Source organism: Rhizobium oryzihabitans (assembly GCF_010669145.1).
GTDB lineage: Bacteria > Pseudomonadota > Alphaproteobacteria > Rhizobiales > Rhizobiaceae > Agrobacterium > Agrobacterium oryzihabitans.
In genome coordinates, this window is the sequence record NZ_CP048632.1 from 1,894,690 (window position 1) to 1,919,712 (window position 25,023).

The 25,023-nt window shown below is 60.0% G+C and carries 20 protein-coding genes and 3 pseudogenes; 20 read left to right on the forward strand and 3 right to left on the reverse strand.

What is annotated here, in order from left to right; all coding sequences use genetic code 11:
• Nucleotides 1-36 precede the first annotated feature (36 nt).
• From dnaN to G3A56_RS09985, 6 genes are all read left to right on the forward strand, one after another.
• Nucleotides 37-1,155 carry a DNA polymerase III subunit beta gene (gene dnaN, locus G3A56_RS09960; protein WP_035241489.1) on the forward strand — a complete coding sequence of 373 codons (1,119 nt, stop codon included), beginning with the start codon at nucleotides 37-39 and terminating at the stop codon, nucleotides 1,153-1,155.
• A 196-nt stretch (nucleotides 1,156-1,351) separates the two neighbouring features.
• The gene (gene pmtA, locus G3A56_RS09965) at nucleotides 1,352-1,945 is read left to right on the forward strand and encodes a phospholipid N-methyltransferase PmtA (protein ID WP_003493433.1); all 594 of its coding nucleotides are present in this window, start codon (nucleotides 1,352-1,354) and stop codon (nucleotides 1,943-1,945) included.
• Nucleotides 1,946-2,041: 96 nt separating this feature from the next.
• Nucleotides 2,042-2,638, forward strand: a complete 597-nt coding sequence (locus G3A56_RS09970) for a histidine phosphatase family protein (RefSeq protein ID WP_082183551.1) — start codon at nucleotides 2,042-2,044, stop codon at nucleotides 2,636-2,638.
• A 4-nt stretch (nucleotides 2,639-2,642) separates the two neighbouring features.
• Complete coding sequence (gene pyrF / locus G3A56_RS09975) at nucleotides 2,643-3,350, forward strand: orotidine-5'-phosphate decarboxylase (protein WP_082183550.1); 708 nt, start codon at nucleotides 2,643-2,645, stop codon at nucleotides 3,348-3,350.
• 17 nt (nucleotides 3,351-3,367) lie between these two features.
• Nucleotides 3,368-3,655, forward strand: a complete 288-nt coding sequence (locus G3A56_RS09980) for a DUF1330 domain-containing protein (protein WP_082183548.1) — start codon at nucleotides 3,368-3,370, stop codon at nucleotides 3,653-3,655.
• 121 nt (nucleotides 3,656-3,776) lie between these two features.
• Nucleotides 3,777-4,757 (forward strand): complex I NDUFA9 subunit family protein, encoded by a 981-nt coding sequence (locus G3A56_RS09985; RefSeq protein ID WP_082183547.1) that lies wholly within the window; start codon nucleotides 3,777-3,779, stop codon nucleotides 4,755-4,757.
• A gap of 604 nt (nucleotides 4,758-5,361) precedes the next feature.
• Here G3A56_RS09985 and G3A56_RS09990 read toward each other — a convergent pair.
• The gene (locus tag G3A56_RS09990; RefSeq protein ID WP_082183546.1) at nucleotides 5,362-6,168 is read right to left on the reverse strand and encodes an undecaprenyl-diphosphate phosphatase; all 807 of its coding nucleotides are present in this window, start codon (nucleotides 6,166-6,168) and stop codon (nucleotides 5,362-5,364) included.
• A gap of 158 nt (nucleotides 6,169-6,326) precedes the next feature.
• On the opposite strand from G3A56_RS09990, the gene G3A56_RS09995 reads away from it, so the two are divergent.
• The 14 genes and pseudogenes from G3A56_RS09995 (at nucleotide 6,327) to G3A56_RS10060 (ending at nucleotide 21,391) form a co-directional block, all read left to right on the forward strand.
• Complete coding sequence (locus tag G3A56_RS09995; protein WP_035219312.1) at nucleotides 6,327-7,019, forward strand: glutathione S-transferase family protein; 693 nt, start codon at nucleotides 6,327-6,329, stop codon at nucleotides 7,017-7,019.
• 78 nt (nucleotides 7,020-7,097) lie between these two features.
• On the forward strand, nucleotides 7,098-8,249 hold the full coding sequence (queG, locus tag G3A56_RS10000) for a tRNA epoxyqueuosine(34) reductase QueG (protein ID WP_082183545.1): 1,152 nt from the start codon (nucleotides 7,098-7,100) through the stop codon (nucleotides 8,247-8,249).
• A gap of 3 nt (nucleotides 8,250-8,252) precedes the next feature.
• A complete protein-coding gene (locus tag G3A56_RS10005; RefSeq protein ID WP_082183543.1) occupies nucleotides 8,253-9,125 on the forward strand; it encodes an SDR family oxidoreductase in 873 nt (290 codons plus the stop codon).
• 427 nt (nucleotides 9,126-9,552) lie between these two features.
• Nucleotides 9,553-9,921, forward strand: a complete 369-nt coding sequence (locus tag G3A56_RS10010; RefSeq protein ID WP_003503862.1) for a septal ring lytic transglycosylase RlpA family protein — start codon at nucleotides 9,553-9,555, stop codon at nucleotides 9,919-9,921.
• A gap of 61 nt (nucleotides 9,922-9,982) precedes the next feature.
• A pseudogene (locus G3A56_RS10015) lies at nucleotides 9,983-11,271 on the forward strand (RsmB/NOP family class I SAM-dependent RNA methyltransferase).
• A gap of 156 nt (nucleotides 11,272-11,427) precedes the next feature.
• Complete coding sequence (locus G3A56_RS10020) at nucleotides 11,428-12,705, forward strand: imelysin family protein (protein WP_082183539.1); 1,278 nt, start codon at nucleotides 11,428-11,430, stop codon at nucleotides 12,703-12,705.
• A 41-nt stretch (nucleotides 12,706-12,746) separates the two neighbouring features.
• Nucleotides 12,747-14,269 (forward strand): annotated as a pseudogene (locus G3A56_RS10025) (di-heme oxidoreductase family protein).
• A pseudogene (locus tag G3A56_RS10030) lies at nucleotides 14,269-15,389 on the forward strand (imelysin family protein). Before G3A56_RS10025 ends, G3A56_RS10030 begins: the two co-directional pseudogenes overlap by 1 nt.
• A 3-nt stretch (nucleotides 15,390-15,392) precedes the next feature.
• On the forward strand, nucleotides 15,393-16,487 hold the full coding sequence (locus G3A56_RS10035; protein ID WP_082183536.1) for a DUF1513 domain-containing protein: 1,095 nt from the start codon (nucleotides 15,393-15,395) through the stop codon (nucleotides 16,485-16,487).
• A gap of 51 nt (nucleotides 16,488-16,538) precedes the next feature.
• Nucleotides 16,539-16,991, forward strand: a complete 453-nt coding sequence (locus G3A56_RS10040; RefSeq protein WP_020011110.1) for a TspO/MBR family protein — start codon at nucleotides 16,539-16,541, stop codon at nucleotides 16,989-16,991.
• An 83-nt stretch (nucleotides 16,992-17,074) separates the two neighbouring features.
• Nucleotides 17,075-17,524, forward strand: a complete 450-nt coding sequence (locus tag G3A56_RS10045; RefSeq protein WP_003493408.1) for a PaaI family thioesterase — start codon at nucleotides 17,075-17,077, stop codon at nucleotides 17,522-17,524.
• Nucleotides 17,521-18,159: a 5'-methylthioadenosine/S-adenosylhomocysteine nucleosidase gene (locus G3A56_RS10050; RefSeq protein ID WP_082183534.1), complete on the forward strand. Its 639-nt coding sequence runs from the start codon at nucleotides 17,521-17,523 to the stop codon at nucleotides 18,157-18,159. The genes G3A56_RS10045 and G3A56_RS10050 overlap by 4 nt, the downstream gene beginning before the upstream one ends.
• Before the next feature lie 83 nt (nucleotides 18,160-18,242).
• Entirely contained in the window at nucleotides 18,243-19,820 is a 1,578-nt protein-coding gene (gene guaA / locus G3A56_RS10055) for a glutamine-hydrolyzing GMP synthase (protein ID WP_082183533.1), read from the forward strand.
• Between the two features lie 221 nt (nucleotides 19,821-20,041).
• Nucleotides 20,042-21,391, forward strand: coding sequence for a tyrosine-type recombinase/integrase (locus G3A56_RS10060; RefSeq protein ID WP_210255062.1), 1,350 nt, complete (start codon nucleotides 20,042-20,044; stop codon nucleotides 21,389-21,391).
• A gap of 1 nt (nucleotide 21,392) precedes the next feature.
• Here the strand turns inward: G3A56_RS10060 and G3A56_RS10065 are convergent, their stop codons facing one another.
• Together G3A56_RS10065 and traA are read right to left on the reverse strand one after the other, a co-directional pair.
• Complete coding sequence (locus G3A56_RS10065; protein WP_164056345.1) at nucleotides 21,393-21,623, reverse strand: helix-turn-helix transcriptional regulator; 231 nt, start codon at nucleotides 21,621-21,623, stop codon at nucleotides 21,393-21,395.
• Between the two features lie 419 nt (nucleotides 21,624-22,042).
• Nucleotides 22,043-25,018 carry a Ti-type conjugative transfer relaxase TraA gene (gene traA / locus G3A56_RS10070; RefSeq protein ID WP_164056346.1) on the reverse strand — a complete coding sequence of 992 codons (2,976 nt, stop codon included), beginning with the start codon at nucleotides 25,016-25,018 and terminating at the stop codon, nucleotides 22,043-22,045.
• Nucleotides 25,019-25,023: the final 5 nt, after the last annotated feature.

The window sequence follows — 25,023 nt, forward strand, 5'->3', positions numbered from 1 at the left end:
GTGGCCGGTTCGCAACGGTTGAAAGCGGTAGCGTCCATGCGTATTACTCTTGAGCGGTCGAACCTTCTTAAATCGCTGAACCACGTTCACAGGGTTGTCGAGCGTCGCAACACGATCCCGATCCTGTCCAACGTCCTCTTGCGCGCTTCCGGCGCCAATCTGGACATGAAGGCAACCGACCTCGATCTCGAAATCACCGAAGCGACACCGGCCATGGTGGAGCAGGCAGGCGCCACCACCGTGCCGGCGCATCTGCTTTATGAAATCGTGCGCAAGCTGCCGGATGGTTCCGAAGTGCTTCTGGCCACCAACCCTGATGGCTCGACGATGACGGTTGCCTCCGGCCGTTCGAAATTCTCGCTGCAATGCCTGCCGGAAACCGATTTCCCGGATCTGACCGCCGGCACCTTCAGCCACACTTTCAAACTGAAGGCGACCGATCTGAAGATGCTGATCGACCGGACGCAATTTGCGATTTCGACCGAAGAGACGCGTTATTACCTGAACGGCATTTTCTTCCACACCATCGAAAGCAATGGCGAGCTGAAGCTGCGCGCGGTTGCGACGGACGGCCACCGCCTGGCGCGCGCCGATGTGGATGCGCCCTCCGGTTCCGAAGGCATGCCGGGCATCATCATTCCGCGCAAGACCGTCGGCGAATTGCAGAAGCTGATGGACAATCCTGAACTGGAAGTCACCGTGGAGGTCTCGGATGCGAAAATCCGCCTGACCATCGGCTCGGTCGTTTTGACCTCGAAGCTGATCGACGGCACCTTCCCCGACTACCAGCGCGTCATCCCCACCGGCAACGACAAGGAAATGCGCGTCGATTGCCAGACCTTCGCACGGGCCGTCGACCGTGTGTCGACCATCTCTTCCGAGCGAGGCCGCGCCGTGAAGCTGGCGCTGACAGATGGCCAGCTGACACTGACGGTCAACAATCCGGACTCGGGAAGTGCGACGGAAGAAGTGGCTGTCGGTTACGACAATGATTCGATGGAAATCGGCTTCAATGCCAAATATCTCCTCGACATCACCTCGCAGCTTTCCGGCGACGACGCGATTTTCCTTCTGGCGGATGCTGGCTCGCCGACGCTGGTTCGCGACACCGCCGGTGACGATGCGCTTTACGTTCTGATGCCGATGCGCGTTTAAAGCGCCTCGATTTTCTTCAATCCAATCAAAAACGCCGGTGGATCGCTTCATCGGCGTTTTTTGATTCTGTGCAGACGACTTTCGAGCCGAATGTGAATTTTTCCAATTACGACATTTTGCCTTGTTTTTGCGCCAAATGGGATCAACAGTACGTAACCGTTTTTTGACAATGACCAAAATGTATCCGAGGGGAATTATGGCACTTAACCTGAAGCAACGCCTTGAACAGAAATTCGAGGAAGAAATCCGTTTTTTCAAGGGCATGGTCAGCCAGCCAAAGAAAGTCGGAGCCATCGTCCCGACATCATCCATCACGGCGAAAAAAATGGCGAGTGTCATCAATCCCCATTCCGGTCTTCCAGTTCTTGAGCTCGGGCCTGGCACCGGCGTCATCACCAAGGCCATTCTGGCGCGCGGCATCAAGCCGGAAAACCTGACTGCCATCGAATATTCGACGGATTTCTACAATCAGCTTCTCAGAAGCTATCCGGGCGTCAATTTCGTCAATGGCGACGCCTTCGATCTCGATGCGACGCTCGGCGAACACAAGGGCCAGATGTTCGACAGCGTCATTTCCGCCGTGCCGATGCTGAATTTCCCCATGGCCGCCCGCATCAAGCTTCTCGACGAATTGCTGAAACGCGTGCCGCACGGCCGCCCCGTCGTGCAGATTTCATACGGTCCCATTTCCCCGATCGTCGCGCAGCCGCATCTCTATCATATCCGCCATTTCGATTTCATCGTGCGCAATATTCCCCCAGCGCAATTGTGGACCTATACGCGGGCCTGATCACACGGCAGAATGGGCAAGGCCGTCATTTCCCGGTCGTGACGGATGGTTAGGTTCTTGATTTACCCTTTCCATCGCCATTGAGGACCGATTTTAATGCATGCGCTCTACATCACCCATCCCCAGGTCAGGATCGATCCGACGGTTCCGGTTCCCGAATGGGGACTGTCGGAAACGGGCGCCCAGCGGGCACGCGAGGCGAGCCGGCTGCCCTGGGCGCATGCATTGCGGCGCATCGTTTCCAGTGCCGAAACCAAGGCGATAGAGACCGCCCGCATCCTTGCCGAAACATCCGGTGCTGAGATAGAGATCGTCGAGGCGATGCATGAAAACGACCGGTCGGCCACCGGCTTCCTGCCGCCACCGGAATTCGAAAAGGCAGCGGACTGGTTCTTCGCCCATCCTCAGGAGAGTTTTCACGGCTGGGAAAAGGCAATAGATGCGCAAGCGCGGATCGTCAGCGCCGTCAAGGCCGTTCTCGACCGGCACGATCCCCGGCAGCCGATCGCCTTTGTCGGTCACGGCGGCGTCGGAACACTTTTGAAATGCCATATCGAAGGCCGCGGCATCAGCCGTAGCAAGGACCAGCCGCCCGGCGGCGGCAATCTTTTCCGCTTTTCCATCGCCGACTTTTCTCTTGCAGCCGCGTCCCCCACATGCGACTGGACGGCAATGGAAACATGGCAGGGATAAGACAATGACCGCGCGCGAAAAACTCATCGTCGGGCTCGATGTTCCGACTGTGCAGCAGGCCGAAGACATCGTTTCGAAAATCGGCGACGAGGTTCTGTTCTACAAGATCGGTTATCAGCTGGTTTTCGCAGGCGGTCTCGAATTCGCGCGTGACCTTGTCCAGAGCGGCAAGAAGGTCTTTCTAGACATGAAGCTGCTCGATATCGACAACACCGTCGCCTCCGGCGTCGAAAACATCGCCCGCATGGGCATGTCAATGCTGACCCTGCACGCTTATCCGAAAGCCATGCGCGCCGCAGTCAAGGCTGCCGAAGGCTCCGGCCTCTGCCTTTTGGGTGTCACCGTGCTGACCTCGATGGACGACACCGATCTTGCCGAGGCCGGTTACGCCTCGGATGCCCGTTCGCTCGTACTGCGCCGTGCGGAACAGGCACGCGAGGCGGGCATGGGCGGCATCGTCTGTTCGGCGGAGGAATCGACGGCGGTGCGTGAAATTCTGGGCCCCGACCTTGCCGTCGTCACACCGGGTATCCGACCGGCCGGTTCCGAGGCCGGCGATCAGAAGCGTGTGATGACGCCTTTCGACGCCATCAGGGCCGGTTCGAGCCATCTGGTCGTCGCCCGCCCGATCGTCAGGGCGGAGGACCCGAAGGCGGCGGCCCGCGCCATTCTTGACGACATGCTGCGCGCCAGCTTTCCGGCCAATCAGTAAGGACAGGAGAAAACGAAATGGCAAAGGGATACTGGATCGCCCGTGTCGATGTGCGCGATAGTGAGCGCTACAAGGACTATGTCACGACGGCAAAGCCGGCTTTCGAGCGGTTCGGCGCCAATTTTCTCGCCCGTGGCGGCGCTTTGACCGAGCTGGAAGGTAAGGCGCGTGGGCGCAACGTCATCATCGAGTTTCCCTCGGTGCAGCACGCCATCGATTGCTACAACTCCCCCGAATACCAGGCCGCGGCCAAAATCCGTCAGGAAGTCGCGGATGCGGAGATGATGATCGTCGAGGGAATCTGACAGACGTCAACCGCATTTCCAAAACTAGCCTCGGGCCCCGCGACAACATCTCTTCCCGCGCGCGCGGCTTTGGGCTAAGAGACTGAAAAACGCTTTATCGACAGCTTCTGAGGAGCCTCCCATGACCTTGGCCAACCTTCCACCCCTCGTCACCGTTTTCGGCGGTTCGGGTTTTGTCGGCCGGCATGTCGTGAGAATGCTCGCCAGGCGCGGTTACCGCATCCGCGTGGCCGTGCGCCGTCCCGATCTTGCCGGCTTCCTACAGCCGCTCGGCAATGTCGGTCAGATTTCCTTTGCCCAGGCAAACCTGCGTTATCGCGATTCCATCATCAAAGCCGTTGAAGACGCCGACCATGTGGTCAATTGCGTCGGCATTCTGACTGAAAGCGGCCGCAACACCTTTGACGCCGTGCAGGAATTCGGTGCGAAGGCCATTGCCGAAGCCGCCCGCGATGCAGGCGCCACGCTGACGCATATCTCCGCCATCGGTGCGGAAGCGGGTTCGCCGACCGGTTACGGCCGCACCAAGGGTCGCGCCGAAGCCGCCATCCATTCCGTCCTGCCCGGCGCGGTTATCCTGCGTCCGTCGATCATTTTTGGACCGGAAGACGATTTCTTCAACAAATTCGCCAAGATGGCGCGCGGCCTGCCCTTCCTGCCGCTGATCGGCGGCGGAAAAACGAAGTTCCAGCCGGTCTATGTCGAAGATGTCGCCGAGGCTGTCGCCCGCAGCGTGGATGGCAAGCTGAAGCCCGGCGCCATCTATGAACTCGGTGGTCAGGACGTGATGACGTTCCGCGACTGTCTCGAGGCAGTTCTTGCCGCAACCTACCGTCAGCGTCCTTTCGTCGACCTGCCGTTCGGCATCGCCTCGATGATCGCCAAGATCACCTCAATGATACCGCTCATCACACCGCCGCTGACGGTCGACCAGGTGACCATGCTGAAAAAGGACAATGTTGTTTCCGCTGATGCGGAAAAGAACGGCCTGACGCTGGAAGGTATCGGCATTACCCCCGTTCGCGTCGCTTCCGTCCTGCCGTCCTACATGGTGCAATATCGCACGCACGGCCAGTTCTCCAATGCGGGAAAAGCGGCCTGAAGCCTGCCGTTGGCCTTAACGATCGAAACGAAAGCGGGAACCATTCCCGCTTTTTGTTTTTGCGCAATTCAATCGCAACCAAACCGCTATTGGCGCATTTCCCCCTCAACTGCAGGGGAGGTGCACCATCGACTAAAGATGTTTTCAGAAGCCGGGTAAAAGTTAACGGCCATCTGGCCTCCACAAGCAAGCGTGGCACAAGCGCAACTGTGGAAAAGACTTCGCATTAACCCGGTATTCAGCAAGCCGCTTTATTGATAATGGCCACATTCCAAACATATCCAGAACCCTCACTTCACACACGGCGGCGTAATCCGCGCGAACGAACGTCTGAAAGGCAATAATAAAATGGGCAGATCTATCGCACTCTTTTTTGCGTGTGCGGCTTTGGTGGTTCTGGCGGGTTCTTTCATGGCGCCGGGCACGGTTGCAGCGGGCAAGAGCGGTTGCGCTCCCGCTTACGGCGTCGACCCCTGCGCAACGGCTTCGATCAGCACGAACTGATCGGCCTTTAGAAGTTTCAAAGAAAAAGCGCCTCCGGTTCTCCGGGGCGCTTTTTCGTTTTCAGCCGACCATTGAAATGAACGGCTATTTCTAAATCGGCTCAACCAAAGACCAGAAGTGCCACCAGGCCAAGCGAGCCGATGACGATGCGCCACCAGGCAAAAGGCGCAAAACCCCTTCGCGAGACGAAGTCCAGCAACGAGCGAACGACAAAGAGGCCGGAGACGAATGCGGCGATGAAGCCGACGGCAATCAGCGCGCCATCATCGAAACTCAGCGCGTCGCGGTTCTTGTAGAGATCGAGAGTAAAAGCGCCGAGCATGGTCGGCATCGCCAGGAAAAACGAAAATTCGGCGGCGGAGCGCTTGTCGGTGCCCATCAGCAGCGAGCCGACGATGGTGGCACCGGACCGGGACGTGCCGGGAATCATGGCAAGGCACTGGAAGAGGCCGATCTTGAAGGCAAGCGATGGCGGATAGTCCATGATGTCGGTATATTTCGGTTTCAGCGGCATCCGGTCGACCGCGAGCAATATGACGCCGCCTATAATCAAGACGACGCAGATGAGCATTGGCGTTTCGAACAGCACCGTCTTGATGAAATCATGCGCCAGCGCCCCGATGACCGCCGCTGGCAGGAAGGCGAGAGCGACGGCCAGCACGAAGCGGCGCGCCTTCGTACTTGTCGGCAAGGCGAGCGCTATCGACACAAGCTTTTGAAAATACACAAGAAGGATGGCTAGGATCGCGCCGAGCTGGATGAGGACGGCAAAGGTATTTCCAGGCGATTTGAAGCCGAGGAAATGGCCGGCCAGGAGAACATGCGCCGTTGAGGAGACGGGAATGAACTCCGTCAGACCCTCGATAATACCCAGCAGAAGCGCGCTGATGATCGATTGGTCACCCATGAGGTATCCTTTTTTTCAGGGGGAAGCGGCAATGGAAAGCAATTGCGTTAAACTTGTTTTAAAGTAGCCAAGCTCTTATAGCGTCTTGATGAAGCGAAACTGAAAAAGTTTTCCGGCAAATGCCGATCATGACAACCAATCGTAAAAATTGAGTACCGATGCCAACTCTCTATCATTCTCCGATGTCGACCGCATCCCGGTTCGTTCGTCTGATCCTTTCGGAATACGGGTTCCAGACCGATCTCGTCGAGGAGCAGCCGTGGGAAAGACGGCGGGAGTTTCTGGCGCTCAATCCGGCGGGCACGCTGCCGGTCTATCTGGATGATAATATGCGCTCCCTCAGCGGGCCTTATGTGCTTGCCGAGTTTCTCGACGAAACGCACGGGGTCTTGAAGCGCGACAGGCGGTTGCTGGCGGAAGACCCGTTTCAGCGCGCGGAAATCCGCCGCCTGACGGAATGGTTCCTGCAAAAGATGGAAAACGACGTGACCCGGCCGCTGGTGCGGGAGCGCGTTTATAAATTGCAGATGACGGCCGCGCAGGGTGGCGGACCACCGGATTCCAAGCTTCTGCGCACCGCCCGCAACAATATCCGCCAGCACATCAAATATCTGGAATGGCTGGCGGGTTCGCGCACCTGGCTTGCCGGCGACCGGCTGAGCTATGCCGATCTTGCCGCCGCCGCCGGCGTTTCGGTGCTGGATTATCTCGGTGAGATCAACTGGCTTGAAGCACCCATTGCCAAGGAATGGTACCAGCGGCTGAAATCGCGCCCGTCCTTCAGGCCGTTCCTCAGCGAGCGCATTCCGCGCCTTGCCCCCTCCTCCCACTACGCCGATCTGGATTTCTAGGTTCCGGTCTTCCGGTTATTTGCTGCGGCGTGCACCAGGCATATATATGTCGCAGAATAACCTGCAGGAGAAACGGCTATCGACGTCGCCAGCGACAAGCAGCGGATACGCGCACGCAAACTGACGGATTTCGTTCGTCAGGAGGCGCTTTCGCTCGGCTTTGATCTCTGCCGCATCACGGCGCCGGACAGCATTCCGCTTGCACCGGAACGGCTGAGGCAGTTTCTCGACAAGGGTTACCACGGCACAATGGCGTGGATGGAGGAGACCGAGGCCCGCCGGGCAGAGCCGAAAACGCTGTGGGGTGACGTGCGCTCCATCGTCATGTTCGGGCTCAATTACGGTCCGGAGGAAGACCCGCGCGGCGTACTTTCGAAACCGGACAAGGCGGCCATTTCGGTCTATGCCCGCAATCGCGACTATCATGACGTTATCAAAGGGCGGCTGAAGGAAATCGCCACCCGGTTTGCAGCGCGCGCCGGCGAGGATGTGAAGGTCTTCGTCGACACTGCCCCTGTCATGGAAAAGCCCCTTGCCGCAGCAGCCGGCCTCGGCTGGCAGGGCAAGCACACCAATCTGGTGAGCCGCACCCATGGCTCCTGGCTGTTTCTCGGCAGCATGTTCACCACCGCCGATCTCTGTCTTGATGAGGCCGAGAAGGATCATTGCGGTTCCTGCCGTGCCTGTCTGGACGCCTGTCCGACGGCTGCCTTCCCCGCTCCCTATCAATTGGACGCTCGCCGCTGCATTTCCTACCTCACCATTGAGCACAAGGGGCCGATCCCGCACGAATTCCGCCCGATGATCGGTAACCGCATCTATGGCTGCGACGATTGCCTTGCCGCCTGTCCCTGGAACAAATTCGCGGCCAGTGCGTCAGAGATGAAATTGCAGGCGCGCGAGGATTTGAAGGAACCCTCGATCGCCTTCCTGCTCACGCTTGACGATGCCGCCTTCCGCAGCTTCTTCAGCGGCTCGCCCGTCAAGCGTATCGGCCGCAACCGTTTTATTCGCAATGTCCTGATCGCGGCGGGCAACTCCCGCGACCGGCAATTCCTTGAGCAATGCAAGGCGCTCTCTGAGAGAGACCCTTCGCCGGAGGTGCGTGGCATGGCCGCATGGGCCTTGTCGCGGCTTATGGACAGGGAGGAGTTCCGTACATACTCTGCCACGCGCGCACCGGAGACTGATCCGGAGGCGGAAATGGAATGGCAACTGGCAGAGGCGTGAACCATGCATGTGATGATTTTCGGCGCGGGATATTCAGGCAAGGCCATCTCAAACGCGCTGAAAACCCAAGCTTCGACTATTGCCGGCACCACCCGCAGCAAAGACAAATTCTCAAGCCTCACCGCCGCAGGCATGACGCCCTTTCTCTTTGACGGTGCGCATCTCAATGACGAGCTCATCACTGCCATGGGTAATGTCACGCATCTGGTGCAATCCATTGCACCGGGCAAGGAAGGCGACCCTCTGCTTGCACTGCTTGGCGATGATCTGAAAAGGCTGCTGCCCAATCTGAAATGGCTGGCCTATCTTTCCACCGTCGGCGTTTATGGCGACCATGACGGCGCCTGGGTAGATGAGGATACACCCTGCCGCCCGGTTTCCGCCCGCTCCGTGGAGCGCTCTGCCGCCGAGACCGCCTGGACTGCCGCCGCTCAAAAGGCGGATGTGCCGCTTGCCACCTTGCGTCTCTCGGGAATTTACGGCCCCGGACGCAATGCCTTCATGAACTTCGAGAAAGGAACGGCGCGAAGGCTGGTAAAAAAAGATCAGGTGTTCAACCGCATCCGGGTCGAGGATATCGGTGCGGCCCTGGCCTTCCTGGCGCTCAGAAACGAAAGCGGCGTCTTCAATGTGACGGATGACGAACCCGCTCCGCCGCAGGATGTGGTGAGCTTCGCCGCCACCCTGATGGACGTCGAACCTCCACCCGAACAGGCGTTCGAGACCGCCGATCTGACACCGATGGCCCGCTCCTTTTATGGCGAGAACAAGCGCGTTTCCAACGCCAGGATCAAGCGCCTCGGCTTCGATTTCGGCTTCCCGGACTACAAAATCTCGCTCACCCAATTGTGGAAAAACGGCCTCTGGCGGGGCTGAAAAATCCCCCGACGAAAAGCGATGAAAAATCCTTCCAAACCCGGTTTTGCGGATGGTTTTCGTCGCATTTCAGCCAATTAGGATTTTATTAACCAAACAAAAATCGCTAAAATCATAGTCATTAGAAAAATATTTCACTCACATTTCGTGAAGTGGATTCACGAAGCCGTGACTTGCAATAGCATTTCGATTGAGCGTTGATTCTGCATTATTTTTTCCGAATTGTGACAATGGGGACAGGCGACGCCTTTCCGGCTAACGATCACGAATATTACAGTCTGTAACAGTTCGTGATTTGAGCTCAGCTTTTTTTCGCCATTTTTCCCTCGCCCTACAATCTCGCATCAAAAGGCGTTCAGGCCAGTTTATGGCCGTTTAGCAAGGGCACAAACAATCGGCGCGGGGCCGATTTTCAGGGAAGCACAGTTTGTTGAATATCCGTCGTATAACTTTCACCGCTGCAACTATAGCCGCCTGTTCCATCATCGCGCCTCTTCAGGCGAATGCGGCAAATGGTTGTGGAGGCGCATCGTGGTATGCGTTGACCTCCAAGACTGCTTCTGGCGAGCGCATGAACGCCGCCAACCTGACCGCAGCCCACCGCTCGCTGCGGTTCGGCACCAAGGTCAAGGTGACGAATGCCCGCAACGGCAAGGCCGTGGTGGTGCGCATCAACGACCGCGGGCCGTTCATCAAGGGTCGCGTTCTCGATCTTTCCAAGGCGGCCGCCAAGAACATCGGCATGATCAACTCCGGCACCGCCAAGGTCTGCTACGAGATCGTCAAGGCCGATTGAGCCTTGCCCTCGCCGCCATTCGCGTCTACCAACCGGGCTTATCAGCAAAATGAGGTAGACAATGCGTTTGGGCGGGCGTTTGGCCGGGGCGATCGAAGTATTGGCGGATATTGAGGGGCGCAGGCGTCCCGTCGCCGATGCATTGAAGGACTGGGGGCTTGCGCATCGTTTTGCCGGGTCCGGTGATAGAGCCGCGATCGGCAACATCGTCTATGACGCGCTGCGCATGAAACTGTCGCACGCCTGGCTGATGGATGACGACAGCGCTGCCTCGCTTGGTTATGCCGTTTTGCTGCGGCAATGGGGCAAGAGCTTTTCGGAACTGGCAGCGGAATTCGACGGCGACAAATTCGCCCCTGCCGCGCCAGACGAACAAAGGCAGCAAGCCTTTCTCTCCCGCTCTCTCTCCGACGCACCGGCTCATATTCAGGGCGACATACCCGAATGGGTACAGGCTTCCTTTGAAACGGCCTTCGGAGAGCGCTGGCTCGCCGAGGCGCAGGCGCTGAACGAGCGGCCGACCCTTGACCTCCGTGCCAACACCCTGAAAGCGACCCGCGAGAAGGTGCTGAAGGCGCTGGAGGAAAGCGGTGCGGAAGCCACGCAGATCGCCCGTCAGGGTGTCCGTATCTCTGCCGGTGAAGGCCCTTCCCGTCTGCCGAATGTGACCGCCGAACTTTCCTTTCAAAAGGGATGGTTCGAGGTGCAGGACGAGGGATCGCAGATTGTTGCCGATCTTGCTGGCGCCCATGAGGGCGAACAGATCCTCGATTATTGCGCCGGTGGCGGGGCAAGACGCTGGCCATGGCCGCCAGCATGAACAATAAGGGTCAGGTTCACGCCTTCGACGCCGACCGCAAGCGGCTCGCGCCGATCATCGAGCGGCTGAAGCGCGCCGGCACGCGCAATGTGCAGGTTCATGACCGCGCAGCCGGTTTAGTCCCTTTCCATGAGAAATTCGACCGTGTTCTGGTGGATGCACCCTGCACCGGTACCGGCACATGGCGCCGGCGTCCTGACACCAAATGGCGGTTGACGGCGCGCAATCTTGAAGAGCGCGTGCAGCAGCAGGGCGAAGCGCTTTCGCAGGCAAAGGGTTTTGTGCGCCCGGGCGGCGAGCTGCTTTATGTCACCTGTTCGGTTCTGCCCGAAGAAAACGAACAGCAGGTCAGGCGGTTCTGCGAGGAGAATACGGAATTCTCCATCGGTTCCGCGTTGCAACGCTGGCAGACGACTTTCGGCGACAATGCCAGAAAACCGCATTCCTCCGATGAAAAGACAGTGACGCTGACGCCTGCAACCACAGATACGGACGGTTTCTTCTTCTGCTTGATGAAACGCAAACCGTAAAACAGGTTTTGCACGCGCTGATTTTACTTCGAAATTACCAACCGGCCTTGTTTCAAAGCATTCTAAACTAGAATGTTTGACACAAGTTTGTGATTGGGTCAGAACTCGCTTGCCGCGGCGTGAAGTCATTTCATGCCTGCCCCAAGGAGAGGGATCATGATCCGCAAAACAATTCTCAGCGCGTCTTTCGCGCTTCTGGCCGCATCGGCGGCTTTCACAGCACTTCCCGCTCGCGCCGCGACCGACGCCGCCGCTGTGGTCAAGCATTATGCCGATGTCGCTCACGCGAAATACGAGGACTCGCTCACCACGGCGAAGGCACTGGACAAGGCGATCGATGCGCTGATCGCAACGCCGAGCGAGGACACGCTGAAAGCCGCCCGGGAAGCCTGGATCAAGGCGCGCGTTCCTTACCAGCAGTCGGAAGTCTATCGTTTCGGCAACCCTGTCGTTGACGCCTGGGAAGGCAAGGTCAACGCCTGGCCGCTGGATGAAGGCCTGATCGATTACGTCGACGCCTCCTATGGAACGGAAAGCGACGAGAACGAGCTTTATGTCGCCAACATCATCGCCAATCCGAAGATCAAGATCAGCGGCGAAGAGGTCGATGCCTCCAAGATCACTCCTGAACTGATCGAAAGCCTGCACGAGGCGGGCGATGTCGAAGCCAATGTGACCACCGGTTACCACGCTATCGAATTCCTGCTCTGGGGCCAGGACCTGAACGGCACCGGACCGGGCGCGGGCAACCGCCCCTATACCGATTATGACAAGGCGAAATGCACGAACGGCAATTGCGACCGCCGCGCCGATTATCTGAAATCCGCTTCCACCCTGCTGATCAAGGACCTTCAGGAGATGGTGGATGCCTGGGCACCGGAAGGCGAAGCTGCGAAAACCGTGGAAGCCGACCCGAAAGCAGGCCTCACTGCCATTCTCACCGGCATGGGCTCGCTCTCCTATGGTGAGTTGGCCGGCGAACGCATGAAGCTCGGTCTTCTGCTGCACGATCCGGAAGAGGAGCATGACTGCTTTTCCGACAACACCTATAATTCGCATCTCAACGACGCCATCGGCATCGCGTCCGCCTATACCGGCAACTATACCCGGGTGGACGGCACGAAGATGACGGGTGCATCGCTTGCGGAACTGGTGGGCGCCAAGGACAAGGCGCTGAACGATGAAATGACGGCGAAGCTGAACAAGACGCTCGACGCCATGCACGCAATGGAAAAGCGTGGCCAGACCGTCGAGGCCTATGACCAGATGATCGGCGAAGGCAACAAGGAAGGCAACGCCGTGGTTCAGGCGGCCATCGATGGTCTCATCGACCAGACGAAGACCGTCGAACGTGTCATCGCCGCGCTCGATCTCGGCAAGATCGAGCTTGAAGGGTCCGACAGCCTCGACAATCCGACAGCCGTTTCCAAGTAAGTGCCAAGGCGGGCCGCAGATTGCTGCGGCCCGTTACGCCCATGCGATTTTTACTGCCGCCGATCCGTAAGCCGTTCTTCTTCACCGGGGCAGCCTGCCTTGTGGCATCGATGACGCTTGCCGAACCGGCGCATGACGAGCTGACGGAGGAAGACTGGAGCGGCCGCCAGATCATGACCGCACCGACGACGGATTTTACCGCGCCGGAGCCCTTCGAGGCCATGTCCGGCGGGGCGACGACCAGCACCAGCAAGGCCGATAGCGGCGCGTTTTCACATCCCTCCGCCACCATGCCGTTCGAGCGGAAACTGGATTTCAAGCTCGGCAATGCGCTGTTCCAGAAGCTCTGGGTCTCCTCCCCTCTTCCACACAGGCCTCGGACGGGCTCGGACCACTTTATAATGCCCGGTCCTGCCAGACGTGCCATGTGAAGGACGGCAGAGGCCGCCCACCGCTTGCCGGGGAAGACGCCGTCTCCCTGTTTCTGCGGCTGGCCCGGCCGGCCCGCAACGAGGCGGAACGGGCGGCGATTGCGCGTCACGAGGTGCTGAATTTTCCCGACGAGACCTATGGTCGGCAGCTTCAGAACCTGGCCATTCCCGGCCTCGCCGCAGAAGGCAAGCCGGTCGTCACCTATGTCGAAAAGCCTGTGCGGCTTTCCGATGGCGAGGTGGTGATGCTGCGCAGGCCCGACTATGTCGTGGCAGGCCTGCACTATGGCCCTCTGGGCGCCGATACGACTCTGTCGGCGCGGATTGCCATGCCCACCCTCGGGCTTGGGTTGATCGAGGCTATTGCCGAGGCCGATATTCTGGCTAACGCCGATCCGGACGACAAAAATGGCGATGGCATTTCCGGCCGCCCGGCCTTTGTGCGGGACCACCGGACCGGCGAGGTGAAGCTGGGACGGTTTGGCTGGAAAGCCCAGAATGCGAGCGTCCGAGACCAGAGCGCCAGCGCCTTCTCCCACGATATCGGCATTTCCACACCGGATGCTCCGAACGCCTATGGCGATTGCACCGACGCCCAGAAGGACTGTCTTGCCATGCCGACCGGCGTACAGCCGAGGCTCGGGCCAGTGGAGGCCCCGGACCCTGTTCTTGATCTCGTGACCTTCTACACCGAAAACCTCGCTGTGCCGCAGCGCCGTAATGTGGGTGATCCCACCGTTTTGCAGGGAAAGCAGCTTTTCTACACATCCGGCTGCGCATCCTGTCACACCCCGAAATTCGTCACACGCCGTGATGCGAGCGACCCTATGCATGCCTCCCAGTTGATCTGGCCCTATTCGGATTTTCTGCTGCATGACATGGGAGAGGAGCTTGCCGACGGCCAGCAGGTGGGCGAAGCAAGCGGACAGGAATGGCGAACCCAGCCGCTCTGGGCTATCGGCCTGACGCAACGGGTGAACGGCAACAATTTTTACCTGCATGACGGCCGGGCGCGCAGCCTGACGGAAGCGATATTATGGCATGGCGGCGAAGCGCAAAAAGCGCGCGACGCCTTCGCCGCCTTGCAAAAATCCGACCGGCAGGCTTTGCTGGCTTTTCTGGAGTCCCTTTGATGAAAAATGCCATGCGAAAAATTTCCGGCCTCTTCTCCGTGCTGCTGCTTTTGACCATGCAGCCTGCGGGCGCGCAGGATGTGGAACTGATGCCGCCGCCACCGCTTGATCCGGCGCAGGTGCGGGGTGTGATGGAAAAAGCCGTGAACGGCTTCATCCGCCCCGGCTATGACCGCTTTCGCCAATCGGCAGAGAAGCTGGAAGGCAGCATGAAGGCCCTCTGCGCCGCCCCTTCCAAAACAGCGGATGAGGCGGCCAAGGCTGCCTTTGCCGATACGGTCTCCAGCTGGTCCACCATCGAGATCGTGCGCGTCGGCCCGGTGATCGAACATAACCGTTTCGAACGCGTGCTCTATTACCCCGACAAGAAGGGTCTCGGCCTGAAACAGGTGCAGCGTTACCTTGCGGAGAAAGATGAGAGCGTCACCAGCGCCGACAGCCTGAAAGGCAAGAGTGTCGCAGCACAGGGCCTCGGCGCACTGGAATTTGTACTTTACGGCACGGATGCCGATGAGCTTCTCGACAAGAAGGGTGATTTCCGTTGCCGCTACGGCGCAGCGATTGCCGGCAACGTCGCCAATCTGGCAGCGGAGCTTTCCGACAGCTGGAACGCACCTGACGGCGCGCAGAAAAACTGGACGCAGCCGGGCGCGGACAATCCCGTCTTTCGCGACGAGCGCGAGGCGCTGGTTGCCCTGCTCGGCATTCTCGTCCACGGCTCCGAAGCGATCCGCGACCAGCGCATCGAAACCTTCTACAAGGGCCGGACAAGGCGAAATTTCCCCGCACGGCCATTTACTGGCGGTCCGGCCTGACCTGGAAAAGCATTGCCGAAAACATCAGGGCCGTTCAGACCCTTCTGCACACGGCGGATATGGTCGAGCTCGTGCCACCGGACCAGCGTTCCATCGTCAATTCCATCGACTTCATCGCCAAATCGATGATCCGCATCGCGGGAACGATCGATACCGATGTGGAAAAGGCGCTGGACGACGATCAGCAGCGCGCCAAGGTGGATTATCTGCTGCTCAACGGCAAGGACCTTATCTATCGCCTCAACGACCAATATGGCGGCGCCATCGGTCTCAGCTCCGGCTTTTCCTTCGCCGACGGAGACTAACAGATGACAACAGGCGAAAAACGGATGCTGATGGACCGGCGCAGCTTCATCAAGGCGGCGGGCATTCCGTTCCTTGCGACGCTCGCTCCCGGCTCGCTGCATGCGCTGGAACGCGCCGATGCCGTCTTCGCTTCCGCCTTTCGCGCCCGTAACGGTTCCTACGGCATTGCGACTGTGAGCGAGCGCGGCGAGATCATTGACCGCGTTGCCCTTCCCGCCCGCGCCCATGGAATGGCGACGAGCCATGCGACCGGCATGACGGTGGCCTTTGCGCGCCGGCCCGGCACCTTCTTCATGGCCTTCGACCCCGTGCGCCGCCGCGAGCCTGTCGTGATGCACACGCCGGAAAACCGCCACTTCTACGGCCACGGGCAATTCTCGCCCGATGGCGCGATCCTCTACGCCAGCGAAAACGACTTCGATGGCAATCGCGGCGTTATCGGGCTCTACGATGCCCGCAACGGATTTGCCCGCATCGGTGAATATGACGCGCACGGCATCGGCACCCATGACATGACTGTGAGCGATGACGGAAAGCTGATCGTGATCGCCAATGGCGGCATCGAAACCCACCCGGATTTCGGCCGCACCAAACTCAATACCGACAGCATGCAGCCGTCGCTCGTACTTCTGGACGTCGCAAGCGGCCAGTTGATCCAGAAACACGCGATGCCGGATCGGTTGCGGCAGCTCTCCACCCGCCATGTTGATCTTGGCGACGATGGACGCGTCTGGTTTGCCTGCCAATATGAGGGACCGCGCAACGATCTCCCGCCACTTGTCGGCCATTTCTCGAAGGGCGAGGAGCTTGTCTTCGTCGATCTGCCGGAGGAAACGACGGTGCGCCTTGCCAATTATGTCGGGGCCATCGCCGTCAACCGACGTGACGGTCTGGTGGGCCTCACCTCGCCCAACGGCAACGCCGCCGTGACCCTGGATGCAAAAACCGGCCGTGTCGTATCCGAGATGACGGTGCGGGAGGCAGCGGGCGTCGCGCCTGCCGCGAGCGGCATTGCGGTTTCTTCCTATGACGGATTTTTCGAAGCCATTCGCAGCGACGTGGCATGGGACCAGCACATCGTGCGAATTTCCGGCTAAAATACTGAAAAGCCACGGGAACAAAAGTCCGGCCGGCGCATTGGATGCGTCATGAAAAACCTTACCGTGTACATTGTTTTCGTGGTTGCAGTTGTTGCCATTGGGGCGCTGATCGGCGTCAACAATGTGCCGGGCGAATGGTATCAATCGCTGCAGAAACCATTCTTCAATCCGCCCAACTGGATTTTCGGACCGGTCTGGACGACGCTTTACGTGATGATCGGCATCGCCGGCGCGCGGACGTGGATCCGCAAACCGATGGGGACGCGCATGCGTCTCTGGTTCACGCAGATGGTGCTGAATTTCCTGTGGTCGCCGATGTTTTTCGGCATGCAAAGCCCGACGGGCGCACTTGTCGTCATCATTCCGATGCTGATCTGCATCATCGCCTTCATCACGCTCACCTATAGTCGTGACAGGATATCGATGTGGCTGTTCGTGCCCTATGCGCTTTGGGTCGCCTTTGCCACGATGCTGAACGCGAGTATCGACTGGCTGAACTAAATTTTGCCTGCGCAACCCTTGCCTTGCCCGCTGCCACGCGCCATGTCAGTTTGCGATGGGGACTAAAAGCAGGCAGGTAGGCCATGGAGATCACTGATCCCGGCGATTTTCGTCAGCGGATAGAAAGAAGCTTTGCGCGACAGGGTGTCGTGCAGGCAATCGATGCGCAGATAAGCCGCATCGAACACCGGCTGGTGGAAATCGAGCTGCCTTTTCATGAAAAGCTAACGCAGCAGCACGGCATATTGCATGCCGGTGTCATCGCCGCCGGTCTGGACACGGCCTGCACCTATGCCGCCTATACGATCATCGAACCGGAAGCTTCGCTGCTGACCATCGAGTTCAAGGTCAACCTCATGTCGCCGGGACGCGGCGAGCGGTTCCTGTTTCGTGGCGAAATCATCAAGCCGGGCAACAACCTGATCGTTGCGGATGGCCGCGCCTATGCGCTTTCGGACGGCCCGGCAAAGCTTATCGCCTCCATGACGGGGACGATGATGGTGGTGAAAGGTCGTGAGGATATTACCGGATGAGCTACCGGATTTCGCATGTTGCGGACAAATCCATTCTTTTCGTCATGGCGGCCTCCGCTGAATATGGCCCCCACCTGCAGGCGCGCATCGCGCCGTTGATGACGGGCGTGGGACCGGTCGAGGCGGCGATTTCGGTCACGGCAATTCTTGCCGGGCTCGATGCGGCGGCCCATCTGCCTGACCTTGTCGTTTCGCTTGGCTCCGCCGGCTCGCGAACATTGGACCAGACGGGCATCTATCAGGCGACTTCGGTTTCCTATCGCGACATGGATGCCTCCGCCTTCGGGTTCGAAAAGGGCCGCACCCCGTTTCTCGATCTGCCGGCCGAGGTGGCCTTGCCCCTGCGCATACCCGATATTGCCGAGGCGCGGCTTTCCACGGGCGCCAATGTCGTCTCCGGCGCGGCCTATGGGGCGATCGACGCCGACATGGTGGAAATGGAAACCTATGCCGTGCTCCGGGCCTGCCAGCGCTTCGGCGTGCCGCTCGTCAGCCTGCGCGGTATTTCCGATGGAAAGGCCGATGTGAACCATGTGGACGACTGGACGGAATACCTGCACATCATCGATGAAAAGCTCGCAGACGCCGTCGACCGGCTTTGCCGCGCCATCGAAGACGGTGTGATTGCCCTTTGAAACCTTGCGATTTTCGCAAATTTCCGCTGTTTGACACCCGCTTCCGGGTTGCCTAAAGCCGCCATTTTCTTTAAAGGCTCGCCATGACCCAGATAGCCCATCCCGACAGCATTCTCATCATCGATTTCGGCAGCCAGGTGACGCAGCTGATTGCGCGCCGCATCCGCGAAGCCGGGGTCTATTGCGAAATCCATCCGTTCCAGAATGCCGCAGAGGCGTTTGAGAAGCTTCAGCCCAAGGGCGTGATCTTCTCCGGCGGCCCCGCATCCGTGACGGCGGAAGGAAGCCCGCGCGCGCCGCAGGCGGTGTTCGACAGCAAGGTTCCAATCCTCGGCATCTGCTACGGCCAGCAGACGCTCTGCACCCAGCTCGGCGGCGTCGTCGAGGGTGGCCATGCGGCTGAATTCGGCCGCGCCGATATCGACATCAAGAAGGCAAGCCCGCTTTTCGAAGGTTTCTGGGAACAGGGCAAGAGCTATCCCGTCTGGATGAGCCACGGCGACCGCGTGACGAAGCTGCCGGAAGGTTTCGAGGTCATCGCAACCTCGGAGAACGCGCCCTTCGCCATCGCTGCCGACGAGACGCGCCACTATTACACCACCATGTTCCACCCGGAAGTGGTGCATACGCCTGATGGCGGCAAGCTGCTCTCCAACTTCGTGCACAAGATCGTTGGCCTCAAATCCGACTGGACGATGGCGGCCTATCGTGCCGAAATGATCCGCAAGATCCGCGATCAGGTCGGCACGGGACGCGTGCTCTGCGCATTGTCGGGCGGCGTCGATTCCTCCGTTGCGGCAATCCTCATCCACGAGGCGATCGGCGACCAGCTGACCTGCGTCTACGTGGACCACGGCCTGATGCGGATGGGCGAAAGCGAACAGGTCGTCGGCATGTTCCGAGACCACTACAATATTCCGCTGGTGCATGTGGATGCCGCTGATCTGTTCCTCGGCGAACTCTCAGGCGTTTCCGACCCGGAAGTGAAACGCAAGACCATCGGCCGCCTGTTCATCGAGGTCTTCGAGGCAGAAGCTGCCAAGATCGCCGCAGACGGCAAGGGCGCACCGAATTTCCTGGCGCAGGGCACGCTTTATCCTGATGTCATCGAAAGCGTTTCCTTCTCCGGCGGCCCCTCCGTCACCATCAAGAGCCACCACAATGTCGGCGGTCTTCCCGAACGCATGAACATGCAGCTGGTGGAGCCGCTGCGCGAGCTCTTCAAGGACGAGGTGCGTGCGCTTGGCCGCGAACTCGGTCTGCCGGAAAGCTTCATCGGCCGCCACCCCTTCCCCGGCCCGGGTCTGGCGATCCGCTGCCCCGGCGCGATTACCCGCGAGAAGCTCGATATTCTGCGCAAAGCGGATGCGATCTATCTCGACGAAATCCGCAAGGCCGGTCTCTATGACACCATCTGGCAGGCCTTCGCCGTTCTGCTGCCGGTACAGACCGTGGGCGTCATGGGCGACTATCGCACCTATGACTTCGTCTGTGCGCTGCGCGCCGTGACCTCCGTGGACGGCATGACGGCGGATTTCTATCCCTATGACATGAACTTCCTTGGCCGTGCGGCAACCCGCATCATCAACGAAGTACGCGGCATCAACCGTGTCGTCTACGACGTGACGAGCAAGCCGCCCGGCACGATCGAGTGGGAGTGAATTAAGGTCGTTTCAGACCGTCTCGCTCCGTGCCGAAAATCGCACCAACCCTCTGACTGGCAAGGATTTTTCTTCCCACTCCGTATCACTGCATGTCACCCCAGCCGAGCCACTTTGTTGGTATCGATGATGGTATGGCGCAGGATGGTCAAGAAACGGGCTTCCGGTACCAACAGCGCCTGTTGATGGTATCCGTTCGCCCCCTGACCGGATGCGGATTTATGAGCGAACTCACTGATAAACAACTGAAAAATCTGAAGCCAAGGGCCAAGCTATATAAGGTGGCGGACCGCGACGGGATGTACGCAGCTGTCACCCCAACCGGGGTCATCTCGTTCCGGTATCAGTACCGGGTGAACGGGCGGCAGGAGGTCTTGACTATCGGCCGGTATAGCGCCGACGCGGCGCGCAAGCTGACACGGGCACCCGACGCGCTGGAATACGGACTGGAAGTATCGCTTGCGGAGGCTAGAGCGCTGCTGGCGCGCGCTAGGCGTCAGGTCGAGCGGGGCGAGTCGCCGTCGAAAGCCAAGGTGGAAAAGCGCACGGCGTCAGCAGCAGCGGTCACATTCGGCGGGTGGGCTGAAGCCTATTTCAAACACAAAGCCGATCCCAAGTCGGGGGCCGAGAAACTGGCCGACAGCACCTTGGCGATGCGCCGATCCGTCTATGATCGCGCCATCGCGGGAGAGCTGTCGAAGCTCAAGCTGGGAGAGGTGACGCCGCAACGCCTCAAACGTCTGTGCGACGAGGTCAAGGAGAAGCGCGGGCCGGCCGTCGCCGTGCATGTCCGCGAGGTCGTGTTGCTGGTGTTCCGCCATGCCCAAGGAAGTGGGGTTGATGTGAGCAACCCGGCCGAGTCGATCCGCACCAGCGCCATCGCCACTTTCGAGCCGCGCGACCGCGCCCTGTCCCCATCAGAGGTCCGCGCGGTCCTGGCGGCTTTGGATCATGTGGCGGCGGCTCCCACGCTACGTTCGGCGGTGAAGTTTGTCCTGCTGACTGGCGTCCGTAAGTCGGAGTTCATCGACGCAACATGGAAGGAAATCGACTTCGCCGCCGCGCGGTGGACTATCCCGACCGAGCGTATGAAGGCCGGCAAGGCCCATGTCGTTCCGCTGAGCGATCAGGCGCTCGACATTCTGACGGCGTTCCGCACCATGTTCGGTGCCAGTCGATACCTCCACCCCGGTCGATACGACGGCGATACGCCGATCAGCAACGCCACGCTTAACCGCGTGATCGACACGGTCGTGGAACGCATCCGGGAAACTGATCCTGATTTTCAGAGCTTTGGTGTTCACGACCTGCGCCGCACGTTCTCGACCGGCCTGAACCGCGCTAAGTTCGATGATCGTTGGATCGAGATGAGCTTGGCCCACGCGCCCCGAAACCGGATCGCGGCCATCTACAACGTGAACCGCTACCTCGCCGAGAGGAAGATCATGCTTCAGTGCTGGGCTGACATGCTCGACGCCTGGGTAAGGGGAGAATCCGCCAAGGAACTGATCGCCGACGCGAAGCGACGTGCCGCCGAGGTCCACGACGACGAACTGGACGATGATCTCTGAATTAGATGCGGTCCGCATCTATTCTGTCAGCCGTTGTCATTGGTGGCCGCCAGCCGGCGGGATCGGCGATCCAGCGGTCGATGTCGGATTCATGCCAGCCCGCGCCGTTGACGCTGATCTTGAGCTGGGCGGGGAACGTGCCCTCAGCGATCTTGCGATAGATGGTGGACCGGGATAGGCCGGTGCGGGCGAGGACGGTTTTCAGGCGGACGATACGGTCTGGTGCGGGCATGGCAGCCTTGCCTCCTGCTGCTTGTTTCTGGATGCCCCTGATCCAGTGAGAGCAAGACGTTACACGCGCGCAAGAGGATTTTTCGCGTCGTCGTGCTGTGGCGTGCAATCGGCGGTAAATAGGAAAAAGATAGAATCCGCCGCTCCATCCCTGCTCAGGCAGTTTTCCTTGATGAAGACCCATTCTGGCCGACGCGGTAGGGTGATTCGATCTGGATCATACCGTCACGGAAACGACCACGCCCAAGCCGCTTGCTTCGCAAGCGGAGCACCTGCGCTCCCATCAAGCCTTACTTGCTTGCTCACGTTTTGCCCGGTTCATGGCTCGACTCCTTCTCGGGAAGCAACAAAGGATTCTGTGGAACCTTCCGGCTCCAATCCTGATCTAGCCCGCCATTCCGCGGCCGGAGCAGCCTGCGGCTACATTCCGATGCCCAGGTCCCGGCCTCGGCCAAGGCCGTGGCTGAGGGCGAGTTGCCGCCCGAGCCTCATCCCTGAGTCGAAATCCATGCTGATGCCGAGTTGCTTCTTGCGGCCTTCGAGCAGGGATTCCATCTGCGGATCGCGTTCGAGGCTCATCGCCATGTTGCCCATCTCTGCGCGCGCTGACCTGTAGCCGGAATAGTTGCCCGCCGCATATTGGCGCTCGCCGGTCTGTTTGAGGTCACGAAAGCGTTCGACAAAGCGGTCGGCTCGGCGCTCCGGGCTGGTGCGAATCTCGGTTTCCAGTTGCAGGGCGCGGATGGCGCGATTGACCTTGCCCGATCCCGCCTCATGGGCAAGGCTTTCATCCTTGGCATAGGCCGCTTCCGCATCCTGCCAGCCATAGGGCCGCACCTCATCAAATGCCTTACGGGAATCGACCAGTTCTTCCCATTGTGCGGGGCTTGCCTTGCTCCCGGCATCCTCGGCGTTGAAGACTTGGCCAACGGCATGGGCATGGCGCATGAGCGCCATTCTGCGGGCGTGGCGCATGGCGTCTTCCGGGTCTATTCCGGTGTCCTGTGCCACCGCCTCGATCTCATGCCTTGTACCCTTGCCGGTCGTCTCCCTTGCCGGCCCCTCCGCACCGTCACGGGATTCGCGCACGCTGAAGATGATGTCGCCGGTCCGGTCAACGGCGTTGTTCCGGGCGTGAACCTGTTCAACGGCAGCATCATGGGCATGGGAAATAATACCGCGCCGCTCGGCATAGTCCTGCGCCGGTTCGTAATCCGTCGCCATGTCCTTTGCCCGGTCGCGCGACAGGGTGTTCACCAATTTGTCCTGCGTGGCGAAGTCGTCGCGGCCATAATGCAGGTCCATGCCGTCGCGGTGGCGGGATAGCGCGACATAGCTGCCGTGGGCATCCATGCCCGGTGTCGCCAGCACATGCGTTCGATCTACCGTCATGCCCTGCGCCTTATGGATCGTTGCGGCATAACCGTGGTCGATGCGGTTGTAATCCTTCAGATCGAAGCTGACGCTGCGCCCGTCATCGGCACGAACCGACATGGATTGTCCGCTAACCCGTTCGATGGTGCCGAGCGTGCCATTCTTCACGCCAAGCCCGCGCTCGTTTTGCAGGAACATGACGCGATCCCCGGTGGCGAAGCTGCGTTCTCCGCGCTCGACTGTCATGCGCACGTCCTCGCCCAGATCGCCAGCATCCCGCATTCGGTCGCGGGCGGCCTCGTTGAGTTCGCGCACCTCGGCATTAGTATGGGTGAGAATGATGCGGTTCGCGTCCGGTGCCGCCTGCCGGTCGCGGTCCCAGCGATCGATCAGATCGTCGCGTGCTTGCTCGCGGGTCTGGGATTCATGCATCATGTCGTGACGGTCATAGGCGCTGATCGCATCGCCGATCCTGCCGGTCGCCAGATCACGGGTGGCGTCACGCTGCCAGTCCTCGCGCTGGCGGCGCACCTCGTGGATTTCCACGCCGCCATGACGCTCATGGATCGAGCGGAACGCCGCACCCGCTTCGATGGATTGAAGCTGCTGCGGGTCGCCGACCAGCACCACCTTGGCACCTGCTTCCGCCGCATGGGACAGCACGCGCTCCATCTGCCGGGTGCCGACCATGCCCGCCTCGTCGATGACAAGCACGTCGCGGCTGGTGAGCATGTCGCGTCCATTGGCCCAGCCATGTTCCATGCTGGCGATGGTGCGCGAAGAAATGCCCGATCCGCTTTCCAGATTCTCGGCGGCGATGCCGGACAGCGCAACGCCGCGCACCTCATAGCCCGCTGCCTCCCATGCCTCGCGCGCAACGCCAAGCATGGCGCTCTTTCCCGTCCCGGCATAGCCGACAACAATGCCGAGATCACATCCGTCCGTGACATGCGACAGCGCATCGGCCTGCTCGCCGGACAGGACAAGACCGCGCTGTTCGGCGCGGGCAAGCGCGGCCTCTCTGTCGGCGTCGTTCACTTCATCGTGTTCGCGCTCGGCCATAAGTTCGGCAGCGCGGTGCAGGCGCTGTTCGGCTTCGATCATGTCGCGGGTTGTAAAACGATCTTCTCCCCGGTCGTCCTGACCCAATTCGACCAGATCGGGCGAGCCGCGCATCGCGCCCATGACCTCGTTGAACTGGTCGATGCCGTCGCTGTGCCGATGCGCGAACTTCGCCATGTCCCGGCGCGTGAACGTCGATTGCTGATGTGTGATCGCGTCCAGCGCCACGGAAGGATCGGCAATGATCCGCACCCCGTTGTTGCGGGCGATCTCGCGGTGCATGTCCGCGCGGTCGGCGGCCTCGATCCCTTCGCCTTCGATCCGCTGCGCGGGCGCGCCGATCTGGCTTTGCGGCTCAAGCCCGATGCCCTGTGCCTCAAGGCTGCGATGGTCGATGCGGGCATCTATGTCGAGTTCGGCAAGGCGCTCGTTGACATGCTCGGCCCATCGTTCGCGCCACCGTTCCATCATCTCCGTGCGATTCCAGTCACGAACCTTTTTGCCGAAACCGTCTTCATCGACTTCGCGCATGGTGAGCATGACATGGGCATGGGGCTTCGGCATCCCGTCCTCGCCGATGTCCGAATGCACGTTGAGGTCGGCGATCATGCCCTGATCGACAAATTCGGCCTGCGCGAAGTCGCGGGCAAGCTCGATGCCCTGCGCCTGCGTCATTTCGCGTGGAATGGCAAACTCGACCTCGCGGGCGAGCTGCGCGTCCTTCCTGACCTCGAACGCCTCCACATCGTTCCAGAGCCGTTCGCGGTCGCCAAGATGCTCCGGCGCTCCCTCCGGCAGCATGATCTCGGAATGGACAACGCCCCGCTTGCTGGAAAAGTCCTGCACGCGGTCGATGCGCTCGTCGCGCATCCGCGAGGCCGAGCGGTAGGCGGCGGACGCCACCGCACTCGACCCGGCCTTGCGACCGATGACCTTGACGTGAAGATGATAGATCGCCATCGCGA

Excerpts from the sequence above, each read along its gene's own strand:
- dnaN (WP_035241489.1), top strand. The coding sequence starts at position 37 with ATGCGTATTACTCTTGAGCGGTCGAACCTTCTTAAATCGCTGAACCAC.
- pmtA (WP_003493433.1), top strand. The coding sequence starts at position 1,352 with ATGGCACTTAACCTGAAGCAACGCCTTGAACAGAAATTCGAGGAAGAA.
- G3A56_RS09970 (WP_082183551.1), top strand. The coding sequence starts at position 2,042 with ATGCATGCGCTCTACATCACCCATCCCCAGGTCAGGATCGATCCGACG.
- pyrF (WP_082183550.1), top strand. The coding sequence starts at position 2,643 with ATGACCGCGCGCGAAAAACTCATCGTCGGGCTCGATGTTCCGACTGTG.
- G3A56_RS09980 (WP_082183548.1), top strand. The coding sequence starts at position 3,368 with ATGGCAAAGGGATACTGGATCGCCCGTGTCGATGTGCGCGATAGTGAG.
- G3A56_RS09985 (WP_082183547.1), top strand. The coding sequence starts at position 3,777 with ATGACCTTGGCCAACCTTCCACCCCTCGTCACCGTTTTCGGCGGTTCG.
- G3A56_RS09990 (WP_082183546.1), bottom strand. The coding sequence starts at position 6,168 with ATGGGTGACCAATCGATCATCAGCGCGCTTCTGCTGGGTATTATCGAG.
- G3A56_RS09995 (WP_035219312.1), top strand. The coding sequence starts at position 6,327 with ATGCCAACTCTCTATCATTCTCCGATGTCGACCGCATCCCGGTTCGTT.
- G3A56_RS10005 (WP_082183543.1), top strand. The coding sequence starts at position 8,253 with ATGCATGTGATGATTTTCGGCGCGGGATATTCAGGCAAGGCCATCTCA.
- G3A56_RS10020 (WP_082183539.1), top strand. The coding sequence starts at position 11,428 with ATGATCCGCAAAACAATTCTCAGCGCGTCTTTCGCGCTTCTGGCCGCA.
- G3A56_RS10035 (WP_082183536.1), top strand. The coding sequence starts at position 15,393 with ATGACAACAGGCGAAAAACGGATGCTGATGGACCGGCGCAGCTTCATC.
- G3A56_RS10040 (WP_020011110.1), top strand. The coding sequence starts at position 16,539 with ATGAAAAACCTTACCGTGTACATTGTTTTCGTGGTTGCAGTTGTTGCC.
- G3A56_RS10045 (WP_003493408.1), top strand. The coding sequence starts at position 17,075 with ATGGAGATCACTGATCCCGGCGATTTTCGTCAGCGGATAGAAAGAAGC.
- G3A56_RS10050 (WP_082183534.1), top strand. The coding sequence starts at position 17,521 with ATGAGCTACCGGATTTCGCATGTTGCGGACAAATCCATTCTTTTCGTC.
- guaA (WP_082183533.1), top strand. The coding sequence starts at position 18,243 with ATGACCCAGATAGCCCATCCCGACAGCATTCTCATCATCGATTTCGGC.
- G3A56_RS10060 (WP_210255062.1), top strand. The coding sequence starts at position 20,042 with ATGAGCGAACTCACTGATAAACAACTGAAAAATCTGAAGCCAAGGGCC.
- G3A56_RS10065 (WP_164056345.1), bottom strand. The coding sequence starts at position 21,623 with ATGCCCGCACCAGACCGTATCGTCCGCCTGAAAACCGTCCTCGCCCGC.
- traA (WP_164056346.1), bottom strand. The coding sequence starts at position 25,018 with ATGGCGATCTATCATCTTCACGTCAAGGTCATCGGTCGCAAGGCCGGG.